The organism is Chryseobacterium angstadtii (assembly GCF_001045465.1).
Classification (GTDB): Bacteria; Bacteroidota; Bacteroidia; order Flavobacteriales; family Weeksellaceae; genus Chryseobacterium; species Chryseobacterium angstadtii.
Genome location: NZ_LFND01000003.1, coordinates 84,366 through 101,970, shown reverse-complemented (window position 1 = coordinate 101,970; position 17,605 = coordinate 84,366). Strand labels below are relative to the sequence as shown.

Genomic DNA, 17,605 nt, shown 5'->3' with positions numbered 1-17,605 from the left:
TTGTTTATTGTGAATCGCTTGGTAATATCTTCAATTAATCACTATTCATAAATGATAAATGATGAATGATGAATGAATAATGATAATCATTATTGGCTGGCAGTTTTGCCTTTACAGCTATTTTAAACTTCCTTTGGATTAATATTCAAACAGAACACTTCCCCAGGTAAATCCACTTCCGAAAGCCGAAAGCAGTACCAGATCTCCTCTTTTGATTTTTCCTTCTTCAATCGCTTCACTTAAAGCAATAGGAATAGATGCTGCCGTAGTATTTCCGTATTTCTGAATATTGTTGTGAATCTTCTCATCCGGAAGTCCGAATTTCTGCTGAACAAACTGGGCAATTCTAAGATTCGCCTGGTGAGGAATAAACATATCCAGATCTTCAATGGTTTTTCCTGCTTTGTCAAGAGCTTCCTGCATGGTTTCCGGGAATCTTGTTACCGCGTGCTTGAATACAAAGTTTCCATTCATAATCGGGTAAACCTCTTTATTGGTAACATTTTCAGGTTCTTTTCTCATTCTGTCGCTCCATCCGTATTTAGAACCCGGAAACTGCGTGCACAGTTCGTCTGCATATTTTCCTTCAGAATGCATATTCACTGCCAGAATATCTCCCGCATTTTCATCTTCCGTTGCAGAAAGAACAATAGCTCCTGCCCCGTCTCCGAAAATAACGGAAACACCTCTTCCTTCATCAGAAAAATCAAGTCCGAAAGAATGGATTTCTGCGCCTACCACCAAAATATTTTTATAAGTTCCGGATTTGATAAAAGCATTAGCCACACTCACCGCATACACAAAACCTGAACATTGATTTCTTACATCCAGAGCCCCGATGGTATCGCAGCCCAACATATCCTGAAGCAAAACACCACAACCCGGGAAATAGTAATCCGGAGAAAGTGTCGCAAAAATAATATAATCGATGTCCTGAGCGGTCAGTCCCGCTTTTTCAAGAGCTTTTTCAGAAGCTTTAAAACCTAAATATGCAGTAGTTTCCTGGGAATCGTTTCTGTTTTGTCTGTGCCTTCTTTCTTTAATGCCCGTTCTCTCCGTAATCCATTCGTCATTGGTAGTCATCAGCTGGGCTAAATCATCATTCGTAACAACATGATCCGGAACATGAAATCCTATTCCCTTTATTGTACTTTTAATCATATAGTTTTTTTAATTTTGGCAAAGATAAAATTATTTAACACATAGTTTTTCAAAATATTAGTATTTTTATAATATGCCAATCGATACGATATACAGAGATTCCCAGTGTGAATGGATAGATGTAGAGGCTCCTACAGCGGAGGATCTAAAATTTCTTCACGAAAGATATGAAATCAACAATCTCCTTCTGGAGGATACCATGGATCCGAACCACCTTCCGAAATATGAAGAAGATGGTAATGTGAAGTTTTTCCTGCTCCGGGAAAGTACAGAGCTGGAAAGAAAAAACCTTAATACAATAAGCGATATCAGTACGAAAATCGGGATTTTTCTGCTGGATAAAACCATCATCACGATTCACAGGATGAAAACCAAAAGCATTCTGGAGACCAAGAAGCAGGTATCTGCCATTCAAACGGAAGTTTCGTCTTCGAAAATTGCTTTAATGATTGCACTTCTGGTGATGAAAAGTTTTGATGATGAATCTATAAGTCTTCTGGAGACTATGGATAATATTGAAAATGAAATCTTCCTTAAAAATACGAATCACACCAACCAGATCCGTAGGCTGTATAAACTGAAGAGAAAATCAGGACTCAACTCAAGAGTACTGACTATTTCTACAGATGCAGTAGATAAATTTAAATTACTCGATCTTCAGGATTCTGAAATTGTCGATTTAAAGGATAAACATAAGGATGTGGTTGCCGATTTCGACCATCTGAATATCCAGATCACCAACCTTATTTCGATGTTCCTTGCTCTTTCTGATCAAAAGGCCAACCAGGTGATGAAAGTTCTGGCGATCTACTCCGTATATTTTTTACCAATTACTTTTATTGCAGGACTTTACGGAATGAATTTCGAAAATATGCCTGAACTGCATCATAAATACGGATATTTCATTACCGTTGGCGTGATGGCTTTGGTGGTGATCTGCACCTTTATTTATGCAAGGCGCAAACAGTGGTAATCTGCTATAAAAAAAGGGAAAAACACGTGAATTATAATGTGGATTTAGTGCTAACTTTATCCTGTATTTAAGAGAGCTTTACATATTACTATCAGTATGCAATGACATAAAAATGATGCCTTTGAGATAACCCACAAACCCCAAACTACCCATGAAAACCGAGATTCTAAAAACAATTCTTGAGGATGATGTACTTTCCATAGAATCCAAAGATAAACTCTCTGCGCTGCATGAAAATATCTCTTCCAAAGAATTTTCTGATCTGCTGGACGCACAGGGAAACCAGTATGTAGAGTTTGTACAGGAAGGCGGTGGCGTATGGGGAAGTGCATTGGTAGGTTATCTTTACGGTCTCGAAATTTTCGGAGTACGCTTTCTGAAAATAGCGGGAACAAGTGCAGGAGCCATCAATACCATGCTTATTGCTGCCTGTAAAACAAAAGAAGAAGCGAAAAGCGAAATCATTAAAGACATTCTCTTCAGCTGGAATTTCGCCGATTTTATGGATGGGAAAACCTATGTAAAAACGACTATCCATGCGATTCTGAATAATAAAGATTTTTTTAAGATCAATGCTATTATTCTGGCCGTCATTATGATTATTCTGGTGATTATTCCTTTTGCGTCCCAACCGCAGACCACACTCAATGCCAAGCTTCTTTTTCTTATTCCGTTGATTCCGGTTATCATTGCCTTCTTCTGTCTTAAAAAATTCTACAGTGACTTCCGGAAGCAGAACAGCGGGTTCAATCCCGGGAATACTTTTTTAAGCACCATGCAAAGTGTTCTCGATGGCTTCGGAGTTCAAACGGTAGCACAGCTTAATGAAAAATTTATTCAGAAAGAGCAGGCACTCCGTCTTAATTACCGTTATGGAAATGATCAGGAGTACTACACCATCGCTCTGAAAAGTATTGAAGCTATTAAAGCCAAAAACCAGGAGCATATAGACCAGACCCGCTACAGGATATTTTATGAAAGCGCTGTGAATAATGATTACTATAAAAACAATCCGTTCTATCAGCTGCGCTCGGAATATATCGTTATCACCACCGATATTAATGCTAAAATAAAGGTAGAACTTCCTACTATGGCCAATTTATACTGGTCTGAGGAAGAGCTGAAACACATCAGCCCGGCAGAATTTGTGCGCGCATCTATGTCTGTTCCTTTCTTTTTTGAACCTTTTCAGAAAAGAATCAATAAGGAGGATGACTCCGTGAAATATGCCTGGAAATTCTGGATGAGCACTCCACCCGAGGACATCTACCCTGCCGGAATTTTTATTGACGGCGGAAGTATTTCCAACTTTCCGATTGACATTTTTCATGCAAGTGATGTATTTTACCCGAGAATGCCTCTTTTCGGAGTACAGCTCACCAGCGATTCCGATCTTCTTTCCGAAAAAGGAAAAACGAGTGAAGAAATTCTTAAAACTCCATTTTCTTATGCCGGAAATATCATCAGTACTTTAAAGGGTTTTAATGACAAATCATTTTTAACCAAACACAGTTTTTACCGCATGTACAGCATTCAGTCCGTTAATTGCGGAACGAGCAGCTGGTTGAATTTTTTCATGAAAAGAGAAGAAAAAGAGGATCTTTTCAACAGAGGTTTTCAGGCAGCCCTTGACTTTCTGAATCAGTTCGACTGGGAAAAATACAAGTATGAAAGAATGATGCTTTCGATGAAGGAGAAAAAGATCCTGAAGGAGGAGGATACACCAACGGTGGGATAAGGGATTTTTAGTAATTTAGACCTTTATTATTTTCAATGAAGAAAAAACATTTTTTTGCTCTCGGAATTATTGCTGTTCTTCTATTTATTTCTATTCCTGTTTTTCATGTCTTTAAAACAAAATGGAATGAATCTGACCTTAAAACAGAAATTCCCAAAGGCTATACGAATGATGCCAGCCAACTGAATTTAACCAAAATAGATACTTTAATCAAAGTTCCTTCCTCAAAACAGGAAATCGAAAGCCAGCTGCGCCAAATCCTTCATTATGCAAAAGAAAAGAATCTAAAAGTTTCAATTGCCGGTGCACAGCACAGTATGGGGGGCCACACGATTTATCCAAACGGGATTTTGCTCAATATGCTTCCTTACAAACACATGGATCTGGATGCTGAAAATAATATTCTTACAATTGGATCGGGGGCTCTCTGGCAGGATGCCATAGAATACCTTGACAAAAAGGGAAAATCAATTGCTGTGATGCAGGCTTTCAGTTCGTTTTCCATTGGCGGATCTATAAGCGTGAACGGGCATGGATGGCAGAAAAATCTTCCTCCGGTGGCTTCAAGCGTGGTTTCATTTACTTTAATGAATCGTAACGGTGAGATCATCAACTGCAGCAGAGAAGAAAATCCTGAACTGTTTAGATTGGTAATCGGAGGATATGGATTATTCGGAATTATTTTGGATGTCAAATTAAAAGTAGTTGATAATCTTGCTTTACAATATAAGTACGTCCGCTTAAATACGGAAGATTATACAAGCTCCTATAAAAAATTGATCTCGGACAATCCTGAAGTGAACCTGGTTTTCGGAAGATTAAGAATCTCGGACAAACATTTCCTGGAAGAAGCCACCATTAATTATTTTACAAAAGTGGATGAAAAACCACTCCCACTGCCTATCCAAAGTAAAAAAAACGAAGAAACAAAACGCCTCGTTTTCCGAAGTACTGTGAACAGTGAGTATGGAAAGAGGCTTCGTTGGGATCTGGAAACTCATATGAGCAAAGTGGGACAGAATATCGTTTTTTCAAGAAATGAAATTCTCAATACCCATGTTTCCGTCATAGAAAATAAAGATCCTCATTCTACGGATCTGCTGCATGAGTATTTTATCCCTGAAAGAAATTTTAATCAGTTTATCAAAGACATTAAACCGATCCTGAAAAATTCAGAATTGGATCTTCTTAATATAACCCTCCGTGCGGTAGATAAAGATGAAGACAGCTATATGAATTATGCCAGAGAACACGTTTTCGGATTTGTCTTTTTATTTAACCAGAAGAAAACGACAAAACAGGAAGAAGCGATGAAACTATTGACCAATAAACTGGTTGATGCTACCATTAACAACGAGGGAACATTCTATCTGCCTTACCGTCTGCATATTGACAGGGTAAAGATGAGAAAAGTATATCCTCAGGCGGATTCTTTCTTTGCTATGAAAAGGAAATATGATCCTCAGGAAATTTTTGATAATACGTTTTATCAGCATTATAAATAAAAATACAAACTATCATGAAATACATCTGTGAATGCTGTGGCGAAGAAAAAGAGGACTGGCCTGCCATCGCCTACAATGCGCCTTTATTTTACCACCAATTATCTGAAGAGGAACTGAAAAATGCAGAACTTACTTCAGATCTTTGTACTGTTCAGTATTCTGAACATATACACTATTTCATTCGTGCCGTTATGGTTCAGGAAGTAGCAGAAAGCTGCCAGGATCTGGAATATGGAATCTGGGTTTCATTAAGTGAGAAAAGCTTTAATGAATACGTCGAAAATTATGACAATGAAGAATTTGAGACCGGATATTTCGGATGGCTTTCGAATTTTTTACCTGACTATATTGAAGAACATATTCCAATGAATGTGATTGTCAATAATAAAGTAGGAAGACCTTTTATTTATCCTCATCAGGATTTTGATCATCCCTTCGTTCATGATTTTTATAACGGAATTACACTGGGCGAAGCTGAAAAAAGAATTAACCGAATTTTAAAACCTGAGTAATGGCCAGCTGTTTTATTATCTTTAAAGACGGTAGATGCTTTTCCAGAAGATGGACAGGCTACGATTGTATCATCCGGATCGCCATCCACGAATTAGCTTTCATTGAAAACGGAAAACCACTGGCCGAATGGCTCGAACTTCAAATCCCTCCTGAAGATGAAAGCGAAGATGAGAGAGCAGAATCCGGCTACGGTTTTTACAATGCACGTACTGAAGAATGGATCAACAGGCATCTGGATACACGAAGCCTGACGGAAGAAAATCAAAAGCTATTCTGGAAAGCCATTGAAAACGGAAGAAGTAAGGTACACGACCCGGAATTGCAGGATTACACCGATTTAAACCCGGAATATTTCGAAATGTTCTTTGAAATGTACAGACTTTCTGAAGATGGAGCTCCACCATTGGAACATTCGCACTGGGGCAGTGTATCGGAATGTAATTCTAAGAACGGTCCGGGATGGGAAGAAGAAATAATTGAATAAATTAATCATCAATGTAAAACTTGTTTAAACTTTTTTACAAGATATTAAAAGTTTAAAATAAGTGTGCTTAAACTCATATTAAAACTTAACTACAGATTCCACAGATATTCACAGATGCCTGCGGATATTTTTCTCGCTGATTTTACAGATAAGGCTGATTTTATGAAGAGGCTAAACCTTATAGGTTTTAAAACTTTTACATATTAAAAACCTATAAGGTTTGATCCGATAATTTCCAAAAGATCTCAGAATTCTTATTTGATAGAAATTTGCTCAATCCGCGCTATTTGCGAGAATAAAAGAAATCAAAGATTTTTTTAAAAACTTATGTACTCTTCTCAACATTTAGCTTGTTACTAAAATAAACTAAAGTGTCTAAAAACTTTTGTGACTTTTGTGGTTAAATAAAAAAGTTTAAACAGATTTGTAATTTATCAAACTCAAATCATCCAGGGAATTATTTCTATTTAAAGTCCATCCAAATATTCCAGATACATCGGCACGCTCCTTTCAATCCACTCATCTGGAGGATCGTTTTCTATTCCGTAATAAACAAAAGGTTCTTTGTAATCCGCTTTGATGTAGTCAAAAGTCAGTTCATAAGGACGGAAAAACTCGTTCATGGTATATTTATATTTTCCTGCAACGCTGTACCCTTCTTCATCAATTCCGGCTGAAACCGCCAGCGACATTTTCTTTCCTCCCAGCCTGTAGCCGCTTTTACTTCCATAAGCCCAACCATACAGCAAAACCTCATCAAACCATTTTTTTAAAAGCGGCGGACTGCTGAACCAGTAAAATGGAAACTGGAAAATAATTTTATCATAAGATTCCATCAGCTCCTGCTCTCTTGCCACATCAATTTTTTCGTCCGGATATACTTCATATAAGGAATGTACTGTATATTTTTCCGGATACTTCTTCAATTCGTCCATCCATCTTTTATTGATTACTGATTTTTCAATATCGGGATGAATGACTATAATGAGTGTTTTCATATTTCTGATTTAAATTTCTTCAGCAAAAATAATATACGTAACTTACATTTTCAATAGTAGTATCCAATTGTATGGTACTATAAAAAATGTAAGTAATGACTAAAATAAAGGAAACCTCCACCAATTTTGCCAATAAAAAAGCCCTGTCAGACGAATGCCCGGAAATCTATGCTTCCAATACCATCGGCGGGCAATGGGCCCTTGCCATCTGTTGCTACCTCATCAACGGAAAGCTAAGATTCGGTGAACTCAGAAAAAAACTGAACAATATCACAGAACGCATGCTTACCCTGCAACTCCGCAGACTGGAAGAAGACCGCATAATTACCAGAACAGTATATGCCGAAGTTCCACCCCGCGTGGAATATGAACTCACTGAAATCGGTTATAAATTAAAACCTATTATTCTGGAATTCGAGAAATGGGGTAAGGAACATAAGGAAATTATGCGGGATAAGAACCCTGTTTCTGAACCGAAAAAAGTCTAAAAATTGGGTATAATGGGGCCTTTTGAAATCTCCCCATCACAATCATTAGCTTAACCGGTAATTCCCTTCCTCCTGAGGGGTGTCAAAAATTCTGCGAATTTTTGACGGGGTGGCCAGCAACATCTATTCAGATTTCGGCTAAAGCCAATTGATTTTATTATTTATATTGAACGGACTAAAGTCCGTTTCTATTGATAAACAAACATCTTATAAATGACTACACTAGATTCTTTGAAAAAAATTTTATCTGCTTATGCGTCGGCAAATAACCCCGGTGCCAATTATTTTTATGAGTTTGATATCGTACCATTTAATCATTCAATAAATGCCCCGGATTTCATGAGAGCTCACTTTGCCTTAAAAGATAACAAAGAACTCTCTTTACAATCCATAACAGAATTTCAGCTAAGACAAATAATATCCAAATGGTTTTTTGAGCGCGAAAGGTCTAAGAATATCAATCTGGACCCTTCAGAAAATCAGGAAAAGGTAGAAAGCTTTTGCCGTTCTTTACAGACATTCACAAAAGAAAAAGGGATTTTCCATTTTCAAAATGTTAACAACGGAGATTATGAGTATCAGCTGGGTATAGATTATGATTATTTATACATCGAAGGTGAAGAAAAGAATTTTCTTATTTATTTTAGTGCGCAAGGCTGATAATATGTAAATTTGATCGATCACAAAAACTAAAAACCATCCTATGAAAAACCTCATTTTTTCCCTCAATTTATCCCTCTTCCTATTTTTCGGAATCCAGGCAAATGCACAAAAAATTTCTGACGGCCAGACCGTAGACGTCAATGGGATGAGTGTCACTTTTACCATTTTAAACAAAGAAAGCGTAGAAGCAGGCGGAAAGCAGTATGACCGCTACAAAGTTTCTGCCTCTGTAAAAAATAACTCTGACAAGGCTTACAACATCAGACTGTCTTCTTTCCCTCAGATTGTGAGCAATACCGGACTTGTAGAACTGGACTGTATCAATGCTACGGGTGCAAAGCTTACTTCTAAAAAAATTCAGCTGAAAATGAAAGCCCAAATGATCAATGTCACCTACTCTGCCTATGACAAATCCGGTAAATTCACGACAAGTACCATTCCTGTAACCGGAAGCTATTATTTTGATCCGGGAGATACCATCAGCGACAATGCTATTTTTATTGTTCCGCAGGGTGAAAAACCGGATGTTTCGGTAAGGAATTTGAGGTGATGTGATGATGTGTCGATTCGTAAATGTGACGATGTGGTGATGAACTAATGTAACAATGTATCAATGTACCAGTTTACCAATGGATTTAAAAGAAGGAAATACTGAACACTTTCAAACTCTCATCATATTCACTCAAACACACAAACACACAAACCCTCAGACACTAAAACCCTAAAACTCTCAAACATTTAGTCCTCAATCTATTCCATCCAAAGAGGCTTCTGCTTAAGGACATGCTTATAAACAGGGCAGGTTTCCGCGTGGGCTCCTTTCAGATATCCTGTGCTCATTAAAAACTCATTCACAATTTCGCCGCCCGTGAATTTAAATGTTTTTTTAAACAGCTTCATCCATTCCTGAAGGGTTTTAGGATGATGATGTTCCAGCCATTTTTCAAACGAACCAAATTCTTTCTGCAATTCTATAATCGTTTTTGCATTCTCAATAGCTGCATTTATTTTCAGGCGGTTTCTGATGATTCCGGGATCATTCATCAGTCTTTCACGGTCCTCTTCGGAATAAGCCGCAATGGTAGCAATATCAAAATTGTGATAAGCCTTCCTGAAACTTTCTTCTTTTTTTAAAACCGTCTCCCAACTCAGTCCCGCCTGATTGATTTCAAGAATCAGCCTGCCGAACAGCTCATTGTCATCATGAATCGGATATCCATAATAATTGTCGTGGTAGTTTTTATGCAGTTCTTTTCTGCTTTCAGGCTGCATTCCGTTTATAGCTAAACAATAACTCATTAAAATAATTTTTCTTTTTGGTTAAAAATTGGTCTGAAGCTTCTTTAATATCAATTCCTGTTCTATCTGCCAATACAATCATCCACCGGATATTTTCGCCTAATTTCTGAATACTTCAGTCCGTAAAGATAAGCCAGTCTGTTGACAACTATTTGTCAGCAGCATTTTAATTTTACTATTTTTGAACCGGAAATTTACAGAAACATCTACAATTAAAAAATCCAAATCATCTTATGAAAATTCTGCTGTCTTTTCTTTTCGCTATAACCTTTGTGTTCACCCATGCTCAGAATATGTATTCAAAAGCTTACGGCAGTCCGAAGAATCCTCCCATTATTTTCATTCACGGAGGTCCAAGCGGAAATGCCACTTTGTTTGAAGGAGCTACAGCCCAAAAGCTGGCAGATAAAGGATTCTATGTTATTGTATACGACAGACGAGGAGAAGGCAGATCCAAAGATGAAAATGCTTCCATGACATTTAAAGAAAGCTTTGAAGACCTCAACAGTATTTATAATACGTATGGCATCAAAAAGGCAAATATTCTTGCGCACAGCTTCGGAGGAATTATCGGAACCCTGTTCACCGGACAATTTCCGGATAAAGTAAGTTCACTGACGCTTGCGGGAGCTTTATTTTCCCAGCAGGAAACCTATGATCACATTTTAAAACAGGCTAAAGAAAAGTTTAAAAATGATCCTTCTAAGCTTAAAGAAATTGCGGAAATAGAAAATTTAAGTAAAAACTCGGCTGCCTACCGAAAAAGATGCTATGAAATGGCAAGTCAAATGAATTTCTTTACAATGCCCTCCCCGACTTCTGAAAGCCAGAAATTAAGAAAAGAATATGAATCCGGAGCATTTTACGCTGTCAATTTCAGGAATCAGGAATCTCCAATAAAATTCTATCAAAATGAAACCCAAAATAACCTTGATAATACGGCAGTTTTGAAAAAAATAAGGAAGAATGGAATTCCAATTTTTGCAGTTTATGGGAAAGAAGACGGCATATTTTCTGAAAAACAGCTCAACGATATGAAAAATTTAGTGGGTAAGAATCATTTTAAAATCATCGACAACTGTTCTCACTATCTGTTTGTTGATCAGCAGGATGAGTTTTTAAAATTTGTAAAGCTCATGGTTAAATAAGCTACTTCATTCATCATCTCATTGCAGGCGGCCCAATTATATCGGTAAAATATAAAGATCCTTACATGATTTGTAGCGGAAATCCGTAGTTTTGTGAAAATGGAGAATCTAAGAATACATATAAGAACCTATAAAGCTTTCGTAATGATGCTTATAGTAGTATTCTCTCTTTCTCCGTGTTCCCTGAAAAGAGACCTTCTCGGCATCTTTGATATTCAGCACATCAGTTCTTTAAATAAAATAAGAGCAACTTCTAATTCTACTTTTAGCTGTGACAGCTCTGTTGAAGTTTCATCTAAAAGAATAGCAGCTTCAAAGGCAGATTTCAGATCGAAAGAAATTTTTCCTTTTACTCAAAATACGGTTTTCAATTTTTCTGAGAATACCGCTTTTCAAAACAATTATTCCGGCATCACTACCGGAAACAGTCCACCGAAATATATCTTATTTAAAAGATTGAAATTACATGTGGTTTAGGTTTTTACCTCCATCCATTTACTGTAAAACTATCTTTTAATCAATATTATTTCCATGAAACACATTTCAGACAGCCGGGTTTACGACCTGGCCGGACTTTATACATTATCTCTCCGTCTTGTTATAGGATGGACCTATTTTTCCGCTTTCTGGCGCAGACTTGTGCTCGAAAACAAATTAAATCCCGATGAAAACGGATATATCGGAGAAAAATTCAATCATTTTCTGCCGAATGCCTTAGGAATAAAACCGGTTATAGAATATCTGGTAACCCATCCTGACGCGTTACAAACCTCTATGATGGCTTTTACACTTGTAGAAGCGGTTGTAGGGTTATTTATTATTTTAGGATTATTTACAAGGCTTATGAGTATCGGGGTTTTCAGTCTAGCGTTGGGAATTCTTCTCGGTTCCGGCTGGATAGGCACTACATGTCTTGATGAATGGCAGATTGGTGTACTGGGAATTGCCGGAGGATTTGTTTTGTTCCTTACCGGAAGCGGTCCTTTTTCTATGGATCATTATTTCATCAGCAGTCATAAGAAATTTACCCATAAGAAGTGGTTTCTGTGGCTGGGTTCAGGCATACTTCCTCTATCTAAGCCGAAAACTATTGTACTCGCTGGTTCTCTTTTTATTTTCGGTCTGACTCTTTATACCAATCAATATTTTCACGGCGGTGTCTGGGGAACTCTTCATAACAAATCTATAAAACCGAAGGTGGAAATTTCCAATGTTTCATTGAGTCCATCACAGATTACGTTTGAAGTCTACAGAACTCAGGGTGTAGATGTCTACGGCTCTTTCCTGATCGGTATCCATCTTCTGGATAAAAACGGGAAGCTTTTAAAAGCATTGGATCATCAGGATCTTTCAAAGTTTCCTAAAGAGAATATTAAAAATCATTATGTGGCTAAAATAAAACCGGGAAAACACAGTCTGATTATTCCGCTGGGTTCAAAGGCAGATCTTAGCTTAAATCTCCACGATCTGTTAAAAGACGAAATTCATACAATCAAACTGATTGATATCAGCGGTATTGAATGGACTGCTGGAGTCAGATAAATGTTTCAGCTGGTTCCTCATGATATTACTACATGCTGAATTATTTTAAACATTGTCACACAGAGCGGAATCGAAGCATCTTTCAATACAAACATTTCACAAAAAAACCTCCGGAAATTCCGGAGGTTTTATATTGACTTCGACTTAGTGCATAGCTTCACTTAAATCTAATTTTTCTTTACTTTTCCTTTCTTTAATGAAAAGGATAAACGGAATACATACCAGGAATATGACTCCCAGATAAAGGAAAACATCCATATAAGAAAGTACAGTGGCCTGTTTCGTGACGGATAAATCCAGCATTTTATAAGCGGCATTCATCGAGGCATCAGGAGTCATCCCTTTAGCAACAAAACTTGCTTTCAATGCGCTTAAACGCTGCTGTACTTCGAAACTGTTTTCATCGAGGTGAGAAATCAGATTAAGCCTGTACTTCTGACCTGCATTGGCAATAAATGTGGTAATGGCCGCAATCCCGAAAGATCCTCCCAGCTGCCTCATCATTCCTGTAAATGCTGCTCCCTGACCAATTTCCTGGCCTTTCAGTGTACTGAGGGACAGTGAAGTGATCGGAATGAACAGAAGTCCAAGCCCGGCTCCTCTTACAATCAGCATCCAGAAAAAGGCATCTTTGCTGGTATCCGGAGTCAGGATTTTGTATCCCCAGAAGCTATAGACAAAGAAGATGAACAGTCCCAGCGATACCAGAATCTGCTGTTTTGCTCCTTTGGAAAGCAGTCTTCCAATAATTGGCATCATAAAGGCGGTCGTTAATGCTGCAGGGATCATCAAAGCTCCCGACTGCAGGGCGGTCCATCCCAAAATACTCTGTGTATAAAGCGGAACGATGAATGTAGACCCATACAGCCCAAACCCTAACACAAACGACATCACCGTTCCGATTCTTAGATTTCCATTTTTCAGTACCCTGAGTTCCACAATGGGATATTTAAAGGTAAGCTCCCGCCAGAGGAAAAGAATAAATCCTAACACGGCGGACACGGTAAAGGTGACAATCATTCCACTTTCAAACCAGTCTTCTTCGTGCCCTCTTTCCAGAATGAACTGAAGCGATCCTACCGTCACGGCGAGTAAAGCGATTCCTATCCAGTCTACATCTGAAACTTTTCGTTTTTCTGCATATTTCGGACTCTTCACGAACTGTAAGGTCATTAAAGTGGCCGCAATACCAATTGGAATATTGATATAGAAAATATATGGCCAACTGAAATTATCTACAATATAACCTCCCAATGGCGGACCTAATGTAGGCCCGATAATTACTCCAAGCCCATAAATGGCCTGTGCCATACTTCTTTTCTCAATGGGATAAGATTCTGTAATGATCGTCTGTGAAGTTACCAGAAGTGCTCCTCCACCTATTCCCTGCATGAGTCTAAAGAAAACAAGTTCCCAGATATTGGTGGCATTTCCGCATAAAAACGAAAATACAGTAAATATAATGATAGAAGCTGCAAAGTAATTTCTTCGTCCGAACTGTTGCGACAGCCAGCTGGTCATCGGTACGATGATTACGTTCCCGATAGCATAGGCTGTGATCACCCATCCTACTTCAGAAAGTGTGGCTCCAAGATTCCCCTTCATCTCATTCAGGGCAACATTTACAATCGTGGAGTCCACAATTTCAAGCAGAGCACAAAGAATTGCTGTGATTGTGATAATCACCCTCCGGGCTCCATATTCTACTAATGATTCTTGCATAATGTTTTGTACAAATGTTGGTATGAATGTAAAATGCAGACGGTATTAATGATGTAAATTTTGGCTAAAGCCGATGAAAATTGTTTTTTGTAAGCGGGCTAAAGCCCGCCCCTATTGAATTTTTAAATCTTTAAATCCTTCAATCTTTCAATTTTTAAATCAGTCGTTAATACATCCCGCATCCATACATCAATACTATTTCAAAGAAACCTCTGCTTTCACGTTCATTCCTGTTCTTAATTTTTTTGCAATATTTTTATCAATATTTACAAAATCAATCTTTACAGGAAGTCTCTGAACTACTTTCACGAAGTTACCACTGGCATTATCCGGAGGCAGAATAGAAAAAGTAGCTCCTGTAGCAGGTGAGAATGAGCTTACTACCCCTTCAAATTCCTGATCAGGAAATGCATCAATTTCAATCTTCACTTTCTGTCCTTCTACCATTTTGTCTACCTGTGTTTCTTTGAAATTCGCCACTACCCATTTCTGGTCGTTTTTAACCAAAGCAAAAAGCTGTGATCCGGCCTGCAGATACTGACCTGCCTGCGTAGAAACTTTTCCAACGTATCCGTCTTCTGGAGCAAGAATCACGGTGTATGATAAATTTAATTTAGCATTTTCCACATCTACTTCTCTCTGCTTTGCTACGGAACTGGCTACGCTGATCTGTTGAGAGCTTGCCGCTGTCTGAGATGAAGCAATATTAGTCTGCTGAGCAATTTGGTTTCTTTGGTCTGCCAACACCTGAAGCTGTCTGTCTGCAGACTGTTTGGCTGCCAGAGCCTGTTCGTATTGCTGTTCTGTAATCGAGTGATCTTTTACCAGGTTAGCATATCTTTTAAGATCCTGTGACGTTTTCCAAACGTTTACTTTTGCTGCTTCAATCTGTGCATTAGCGGTAGTTACGGCTGCTTCGGAAGAACTGATGTTTTTTGAAGTAGCAGTAGTAGTGGCTTCTGCATTTGAAATATTGCTTTTGGCAGTCGTAAGTGCAGCCTGAGCCTGCTCAAGAGTCATTCTCTGATCTCTGCTGTCTAAGATCACCAAAGTATCTCCTTTTTTTACGAACTGATTGTCTTTTACTTTAACCTCTGCCACATATCCCGAAATTTTAGAAATTACCGGTGACATATTGGATGTGATTTGTGCATCATCTGTTTCTTCATGATATTGCCCATAAGTATAGGCTCTGTAACCGTAGATCCCTCCGCCAATCACTACGGCGGCTAGAATGATCGGAAAAACTAAACTTTTTTTCTTTTTAGGTTCAACGGCTGGTGTATTATTATTCTCCATTTTGGTTTCAGTCTGATTATTTTATTGTTAAAGTTCCTGTTGTCTGTAATAGTTTTCTGTAAGCTAGTGCAGCATCTGCCTTAGCATTGATCACGCCTACATTTGATGCAATCTGAGCTGCATCTGCATCCAGAAGTTCTGTCATCGTTGCAAGGCCGTTATCGTATTTATTTTTTGTAATTCTGTAATTTTCATTAGCCTGTTCTGCAGCTTTCTCGTATACGGCTATTCTTTTTTTAGAATAATCGGTATTCTGATATTCTCTGTTCACGTCAAGCTTGATGTTGTCATTCAGTAATTCATCGGTTGCTGCCAGCTGTTTTTCTCTTGCCTGAGCCTGGCCCAGTGAAGAATTCTTTTTCCAGATATTGGATAAATTATAAGAAATTCCAACTCCTACGTTCACGGCGTTGTACAGCGTAAGGACTTTTGGAACATCTGCGGCCACATATCCTCCCGTAAATGCTATGGAAGGCAGGTTTTCTGCTTTTGCCGATTTCGATCCCAATTCTGCGGCTTTTCTCTGCTGCGCCAAAGCCTGTAAATCTTTACGGTTTTCTTTGGCTTCGTTTACATAGTAGTCAACGGCTTTTACATCGGCTCCTTCATCAATATAATTCTGGTCTACTTCAATTTCTGTCGTTTCCGGAATTCCCAGTAACAAATCCATATTGATATTGGCAATATTGTAGTTGTTTTTCGCTTCCAGTAACTGCAGCTCGATATTTGAAGTCTGAAGATTGGCTTTTAAACGATCGTTTCTGGCAATAACTCCATTGTTTTCAAGTTTAAGAAATGTTTCGTCTCTTTTTTGGGAAGCCGTAAGGTTTTCTTCTAAAACTTTGATGGACTGATTGGCTTTGAATAAATTATTGTAAGCCTGAGCCACATTGTAAGCAATGGCTATTTTATCATTCTCTGTGCTTAATTTTGATGCTTCCACTAAGTATTTAGCCGACTGAATGCCGTATTTGATTCTCCCTCCGTTATAAATCGGAACACTGAGATTTACGGATCCGTAAGCTACCTGATGAACGTCCGGACCTCCTGCTCCAGCACCGGAATTCCCGGAAAGCTTTAAATCAATGGTAGGTTTAATAGGAAGGTACATATAGCTTCCCGAAACTTTCAACTCCGGAAGCTGTCTGTTTTTGGCCTCCAAAAGATCTGCCGTAGCTTCTTCAATTTTGGCAGCATCAATCTTGAGGTTTTTGCTGTTCTGGATTCCCAGCTGCACTGCTTCATCGAGAGTAAGCTGTTTTTTATCCTGAGCATGGATGGCTGTAATTCCCATAAAAAAGGATAATGCCACCACTGAGTTATTTATTCTCTTCATAACCTAAAAGGTCTTTTAGTAAATGTTTTATATGTTTATTAAGTTCTGTGTAATATTTTTCATCAAAAGTATTCTCATCGTCAGTATCGTTGAGAAACTCTTTATACATCTCTTTCGCATTGAAGGCATAAAATAAAGTACCGCTTATGGTAGAATGAAGCAGGTAAATAGGAGGATTTTTTGTGAAAACTCCACTTTTAAGACCGCTTTCCAGTATTCTTGTATACATGGAGAGAAAAGACATTTTGGTTGCTTTTAAAAACTCTACAATCTGCGGATTATCTGTATGAAGCTGTTCCCGCTGCATAATTCTGTAGAAGCATTTTTGTGTTCTTATTCTGTTGGAAAACTGATCAATTATTTTTTCAATCTTCTGCCATTCATTAAGATCGGTTCGTTCAACAATATCTCTTGAAAAAAACTGACCTTCATTCATTCTGTATTCTACCAATTTCTCATAAAGCTTCTCTTTGGAACCAAAATAATAAGAGATCATAGAAATATTTACATTAGCCATTTTTGCAATTTCCCTGGTGGAAGTTCCTTCAAAACCCTTTTCAGCAAAAAGCTTCTCGGCTGCGAATAATATATTTTCTTCTTTTGAAATCATGTTCGTGTTCATTTTTCAGGACGCAAATGTACACAAGATTTTCAATAAATCAAACGATTGATTGATTTTTTAATTTATTTTTAATCTTTGCCAATATAAATACCTGGCACACAAGAAGAACATGGT

General features: G+C 38.0%; 18 protein-coding genes. 11 read left to right on the top strand and 7 right to left on the bottom strand.

The genetic code is table 11. The annotated features are described in order from the left end of the window. Nucleotides 1-138: 138 nt before the first annotated feature. Nucleotides 139-1,161, bottom strand: a complete 1,023-nt coding sequence (locus tag ACM46_RS08685; RefSeq protein WP_048506268.1) for a 3-oxoacyl-ACP synthase III family protein — start codon at nt 1,159-1,161, stop codon at nt 139-141. Between the two features lie 73 nt (nt 1,162-1,234). Between ACM46_RS08685 and ACM46_RS08680 the strand changes: the two genes are divergently transcribed. The 5 genes from ACM46_RS08680 (at nt 1,235) to ACM46_RS08660 (ending at nt 6,374) form a co-directional block, all read left to right on the top strand. After that, complete coding sequence (locus ACM46_RS08680) at nt 1,235-2,134, top strand: magnesium transporter CorA family protein (RefSeq protein WP_048506267.1); 900 nt, start codon at nt 1,235-1,237, stop codon at nt 2,132-2,134. A 151-nt stretch (nt 2,135-2,285) separates the two neighbouring features. Beyond that, nucleotides 2,286-3,872 (top strand): patatin-like phospholipase family protein, encoded by a 1,587-nt coding sequence (locus tag ACM46_RS08675; protein ID WP_048506266.1) that lies wholly within the window; start codon nt 2,286-2,288, stop codon nt 3,870-3,872. Between the two features lie 35 nt (nt 3,873-3,907). After that, complete coding sequence (locus tag ACM46_RS08670) at nt 3,908-5,377, top strand: FAD-binding oxidoreductase (RefSeq protein ID WP_048506265.1); 1,470 nt, start codon at nt 3,908-3,910, stop codon at nt 5,375-5,377. A gap of 14 nt (nt 5,378-5,391) precedes the next feature. Beyond that, nucleotides 5,392-5,889 (top strand): DUF2199 domain-containing protein, encoded by a 498-nt coding sequence (locus tag ACM46_RS08665; RefSeq protein WP_048506264.1) that lies wholly within the window; start codon nt 5,392-5,394, stop codon nt 5,887-5,889. Further along, complete coding sequence (locus tag ACM46_RS08660) at nt 5,889-6,374, top strand: hypothetical protein (protein WP_048506263.1); 486 nt, start codon at nt 5,889-5,891, stop codon at nt 6,372-6,374. The genes ACM46_RS08665 and ACM46_RS08660 overlap by 1 nt, the downstream gene beginning before the upstream one ends. A 467-nt stretch (nt 6,375-6,841) precedes the next feature. Here the strand turns inward: ACM46_RS08660 and ACM46_RS08655 are convergent, their stop codons facing one another. Continuing rightward, nucleotides 6,842-7,372, bottom strand: coding sequence for an NAD(P)H-dependent oxidoreductase (locus ACM46_RS08655; RefSeq protein ID WP_048506262.1), 531 nt, complete (start codon nt 7,370-7,372; stop codon nt 6,842-6,844). A gap of 95 nt (nt 7,373-7,467) precedes the next feature. Here ACM46_RS08655 and ACM46_RS08650 point away from each other — a divergent pair, with 95 nt between their 5' ends. The 3 genes from ACM46_RS08650 (at nt 7,468) to ACM46_RS08640 (ending at nt 9,073) form a co-directional block, all read left to right on the top strand. Continuing rightward, entirely contained in the window at nt 7,468-7,860 is a 393-nt protein-coding gene (locus ACM46_RS08650) for a winged helix-turn-helix transcriptional regulator (protein ID WP_048506261.1), read from the top strand. Nucleotides 7,861-8,073: 213 nt separating this feature from the next. Beyond that, nucleotides 8,074-8,520, top strand: coding sequence for a hypothetical protein (locus ACM46_RS08645; protein ID WP_048506260.1), 447 nt, complete (start codon nt 8,074-8,076; stop codon nt 8,518-8,520). Nucleotides 8,521-8,563: 43 nt separating this feature from the next. Continuing rightward, complete coding sequence (locus tag ACM46_RS08640) at nt 8,564-9,073, top strand: hypothetical protein (protein ID WP_048506259.1); 510 nt, start codon at nt 8,564-8,566, stop codon at nt 9,071-9,073. A 200-nt stretch (nt 9,074-9,273) separates the two neighbouring features. Here the strand turns inward: ACM46_RS08640 and ACM46_RS08635 are convergent, their stop codons facing one another. Next, on the bottom strand, nt 9,274-9,822 hold the full coding sequence (locus ACM46_RS08635) for a DNA-3-methyladenine glycosylase I (protein ID WP_048506258.1): 549 nt from the start codon (nt 9,820-9,822) through the stop codon (nt 9,274-9,276). Nucleotides 9,823-10,055: 233 nt separating this feature from the next. Between ACM46_RS08635 and ACM46_RS08630 the strand changes: the two genes are divergently transcribed. From ACM46_RS08630 to ACM46_RS08620, 3 genes are all read left to right on the top strand, one after another. After that, nucleotides 10,056-10,970 (top strand): alpha/beta hydrolase, encoded by a 915-nt coding sequence (locus ACM46_RS08630; RefSeq protein ID WP_048506257.1) that lies wholly within the window; start codon nt 10,056-10,058, stop codon nt 10,968-10,970. A 144-nt stretch (nt 10,971-11,114) separates the two neighbouring features. Next, nucleotides 11,115-11,447 carry a hypothetical protein gene (locus ACM46_RS08625; protein WP_157859434.1) on the top strand — a complete coding sequence of 111 codons (333 nt, stop codon included), beginning with the start codon at nt 11,115-11,117 and terminating at the stop codon, nt 11,445-11,447. 54 nt (nt 11,448-11,501) lie between these two features. After that, nucleotides 11,502-12,512, top strand: coding sequence for a TQO small subunit DoxD (locus ACM46_RS08620; RefSeq protein ID WP_048506255.1), 1,011 nt, complete (start codon nt 11,502-11,504; stop codon nt 12,510-12,512). A gap of 144 nt (nt 12,513-12,656) precedes the next feature. Here the strand turns inward: ACM46_RS08620 and ACM46_RS08615 are convergent, their stop codons facing one another. The 4 genes from ACM46_RS08615 to ACM46_RS08600 all read right to left on the bottom strand — a co-directional run bounded on the left by ACM46_RS08615 (nt 12,657) and on the right by ACM46_RS08600 (nt 17,479). Next, on the bottom strand, nt 12,657-14,234 hold the full coding sequence (locus ACM46_RS08615; RefSeq protein ID WP_048506254.1) for a DHA2 family efflux MFS transporter permease subunit: 1,578 nt from the start codon (nt 14,232-14,234) through the stop codon (nt 12,657-12,659). 195 nt (nt 14,235-14,429) lie between these two features. Then, on the bottom strand, nt 14,430-15,533 hold the full coding sequence (locus ACM46_RS08610; RefSeq protein WP_048506253.1) for an HlyD family secretion protein: 1,104 nt from the start codon (nt 15,531-15,533) through the stop codon (nt 14,430-14,432). A gap of 16 nt (nt 15,534-15,549) precedes the next feature. Continuing rightward, nucleotides 15,550-16,869, bottom strand: a complete 1,320-nt coding sequence (locus ACM46_RS08605; RefSeq protein ID WP_048506252.1) for a TolC family protein — start codon at nt 16,867-16,869, stop codon at nt 15,550-15,552. Continuing rightward, entirely contained in the window at nt 16,853-17,479 is a 627-nt protein-coding gene (locus ACM46_RS08600; protein ID WP_241485983.1) for a TetR/AcrR family transcriptional regulator, read from the bottom strand. The genes ACM46_RS08605 and ACM46_RS08600 overlap by 17 nt, the downstream gene beginning before the upstream one ends. Nucleotides 17,480-17,605 lie beyond the last annotated feature (126 nt).

Bases quoted from the DNA above. Each gene is read 5' to 3' on its own strand.
- ACM46_RS08600 (WP_241485983.1), bottom strand. From the start codon at position 17,479: ATGATTTCAAAAGAAGAAAATATATTATTCGCAGCCGAGAAGCTTTTT.
- ACM46_RS08685 (WP_048506268.1), bottom strand. From the start codon at position 1,161: ATGATTAAAAGTACAATAAAGGGAATAGGATTTCATGTTCCGGATCAT.
- ACM46_RS08680 (WP_048506267.1), top strand. From the start codon at position 1,235: ATGCCAATCGATACGATATACAGAGATTCCCAGTGTGAATGGATAGAT.
- ACM46_RS08605 (WP_048506252.1), bottom strand. From the start codon at position 16,869: ATGAAGAGAATAAATAACTCAGTGGTGGCATTATCCTTTTTTATGGGA.
- ACM46_RS08620 (WP_048506255.1), top strand. From the start codon at position 11,502: ATGAAACACATTTCAGACAGCCGGGTTTACGACCTGGCCGGACTTTAT.
- ACM46_RS08670 (WP_048506265.1), top strand. From the start codon at position 3,908: ATGAAGAAAAAACATTTTTTTGCTCTCGGAATTATTGCTGTTCTTCTA.
- ACM46_RS08610 (WP_048506253.1), bottom strand. From the start codon at position 15,533: ATGGAGAATAATAATACACCAGCCGTTGAACCTAAAAAGAAAAAAAGT.
- ACM46_RS08660 (WP_048506263.1), top strand. From the start codon at position 5,889: ATGGCCAGCTGTTTTATTATCTTTAAAGACGGTAGATGCTTTTCCAGA.
- ACM46_RS08645 (WP_048506260.1), top strand. From the start codon at position 8,074: ATGACTACACTAGATTCTTTGAAAAAAATTTTATCTGCTTATGCGTCG.
- ACM46_RS08650 (WP_048506261.1), top strand. From the start codon at position 7,468: ATGACTAAAATAAAGGAAACCTCCACCAATTTTGCCAATAAAAAAGCC.
- ACM46_RS08635 (WP_048506258.1), bottom strand. From the start codon at position 9,822: ATGAGTTATTGTTTAGCTATAAACGGAATGCAGCCTGAAAGCAGAAAA.
- ACM46_RS08625 (WP_157859434.1), top strand. From the start codon at position 11,115: ATGATGCTTATAGTAGTATTCTCTCTTTCTCCGTGTTCCCTGAAAAGA.
- ACM46_RS08615 (WP_048506254.1), bottom strand. From the start codon at position 14,234: ATGCAAGAATCATTAGTAGAATATGGAGCCCGGAGGGTGATTATCACA.
- ACM46_RS08665 (WP_048506264.1), top strand. From the start codon at position 5,392: ATGAAATACATCTGTGAATGCTGTGGCGAAGAAAAAGAGGACTGGCCT.
- ACM46_RS08630 (WP_048506257.1), top strand. From the start codon at position 10,056: ATGAAAATTCTGCTGTCTTTTCTTTTCGCTATAACCTTTGTGTTCACC.
- ACM46_RS08640 (WP_048506259.1), top strand. From the start codon at position 8,564: ATGAAAAACCTCATTTTTTCCCTCAATTTATCCCTCTTCCTATTTTTC.
- ACM46_RS08655 (WP_048506262.1), bottom strand. From the start codon at position 7,372: ATGAAAACACTCATTATAGTCATTCATCCCGATATTGAAAAATCAGTA.
- ACM46_RS08675 (WP_048506266.1), top strand. From the start codon at position 2,286: ATGAAAACCGAGATTCTAAAAACAATTCTTGAGGATGATGTACTTTCC.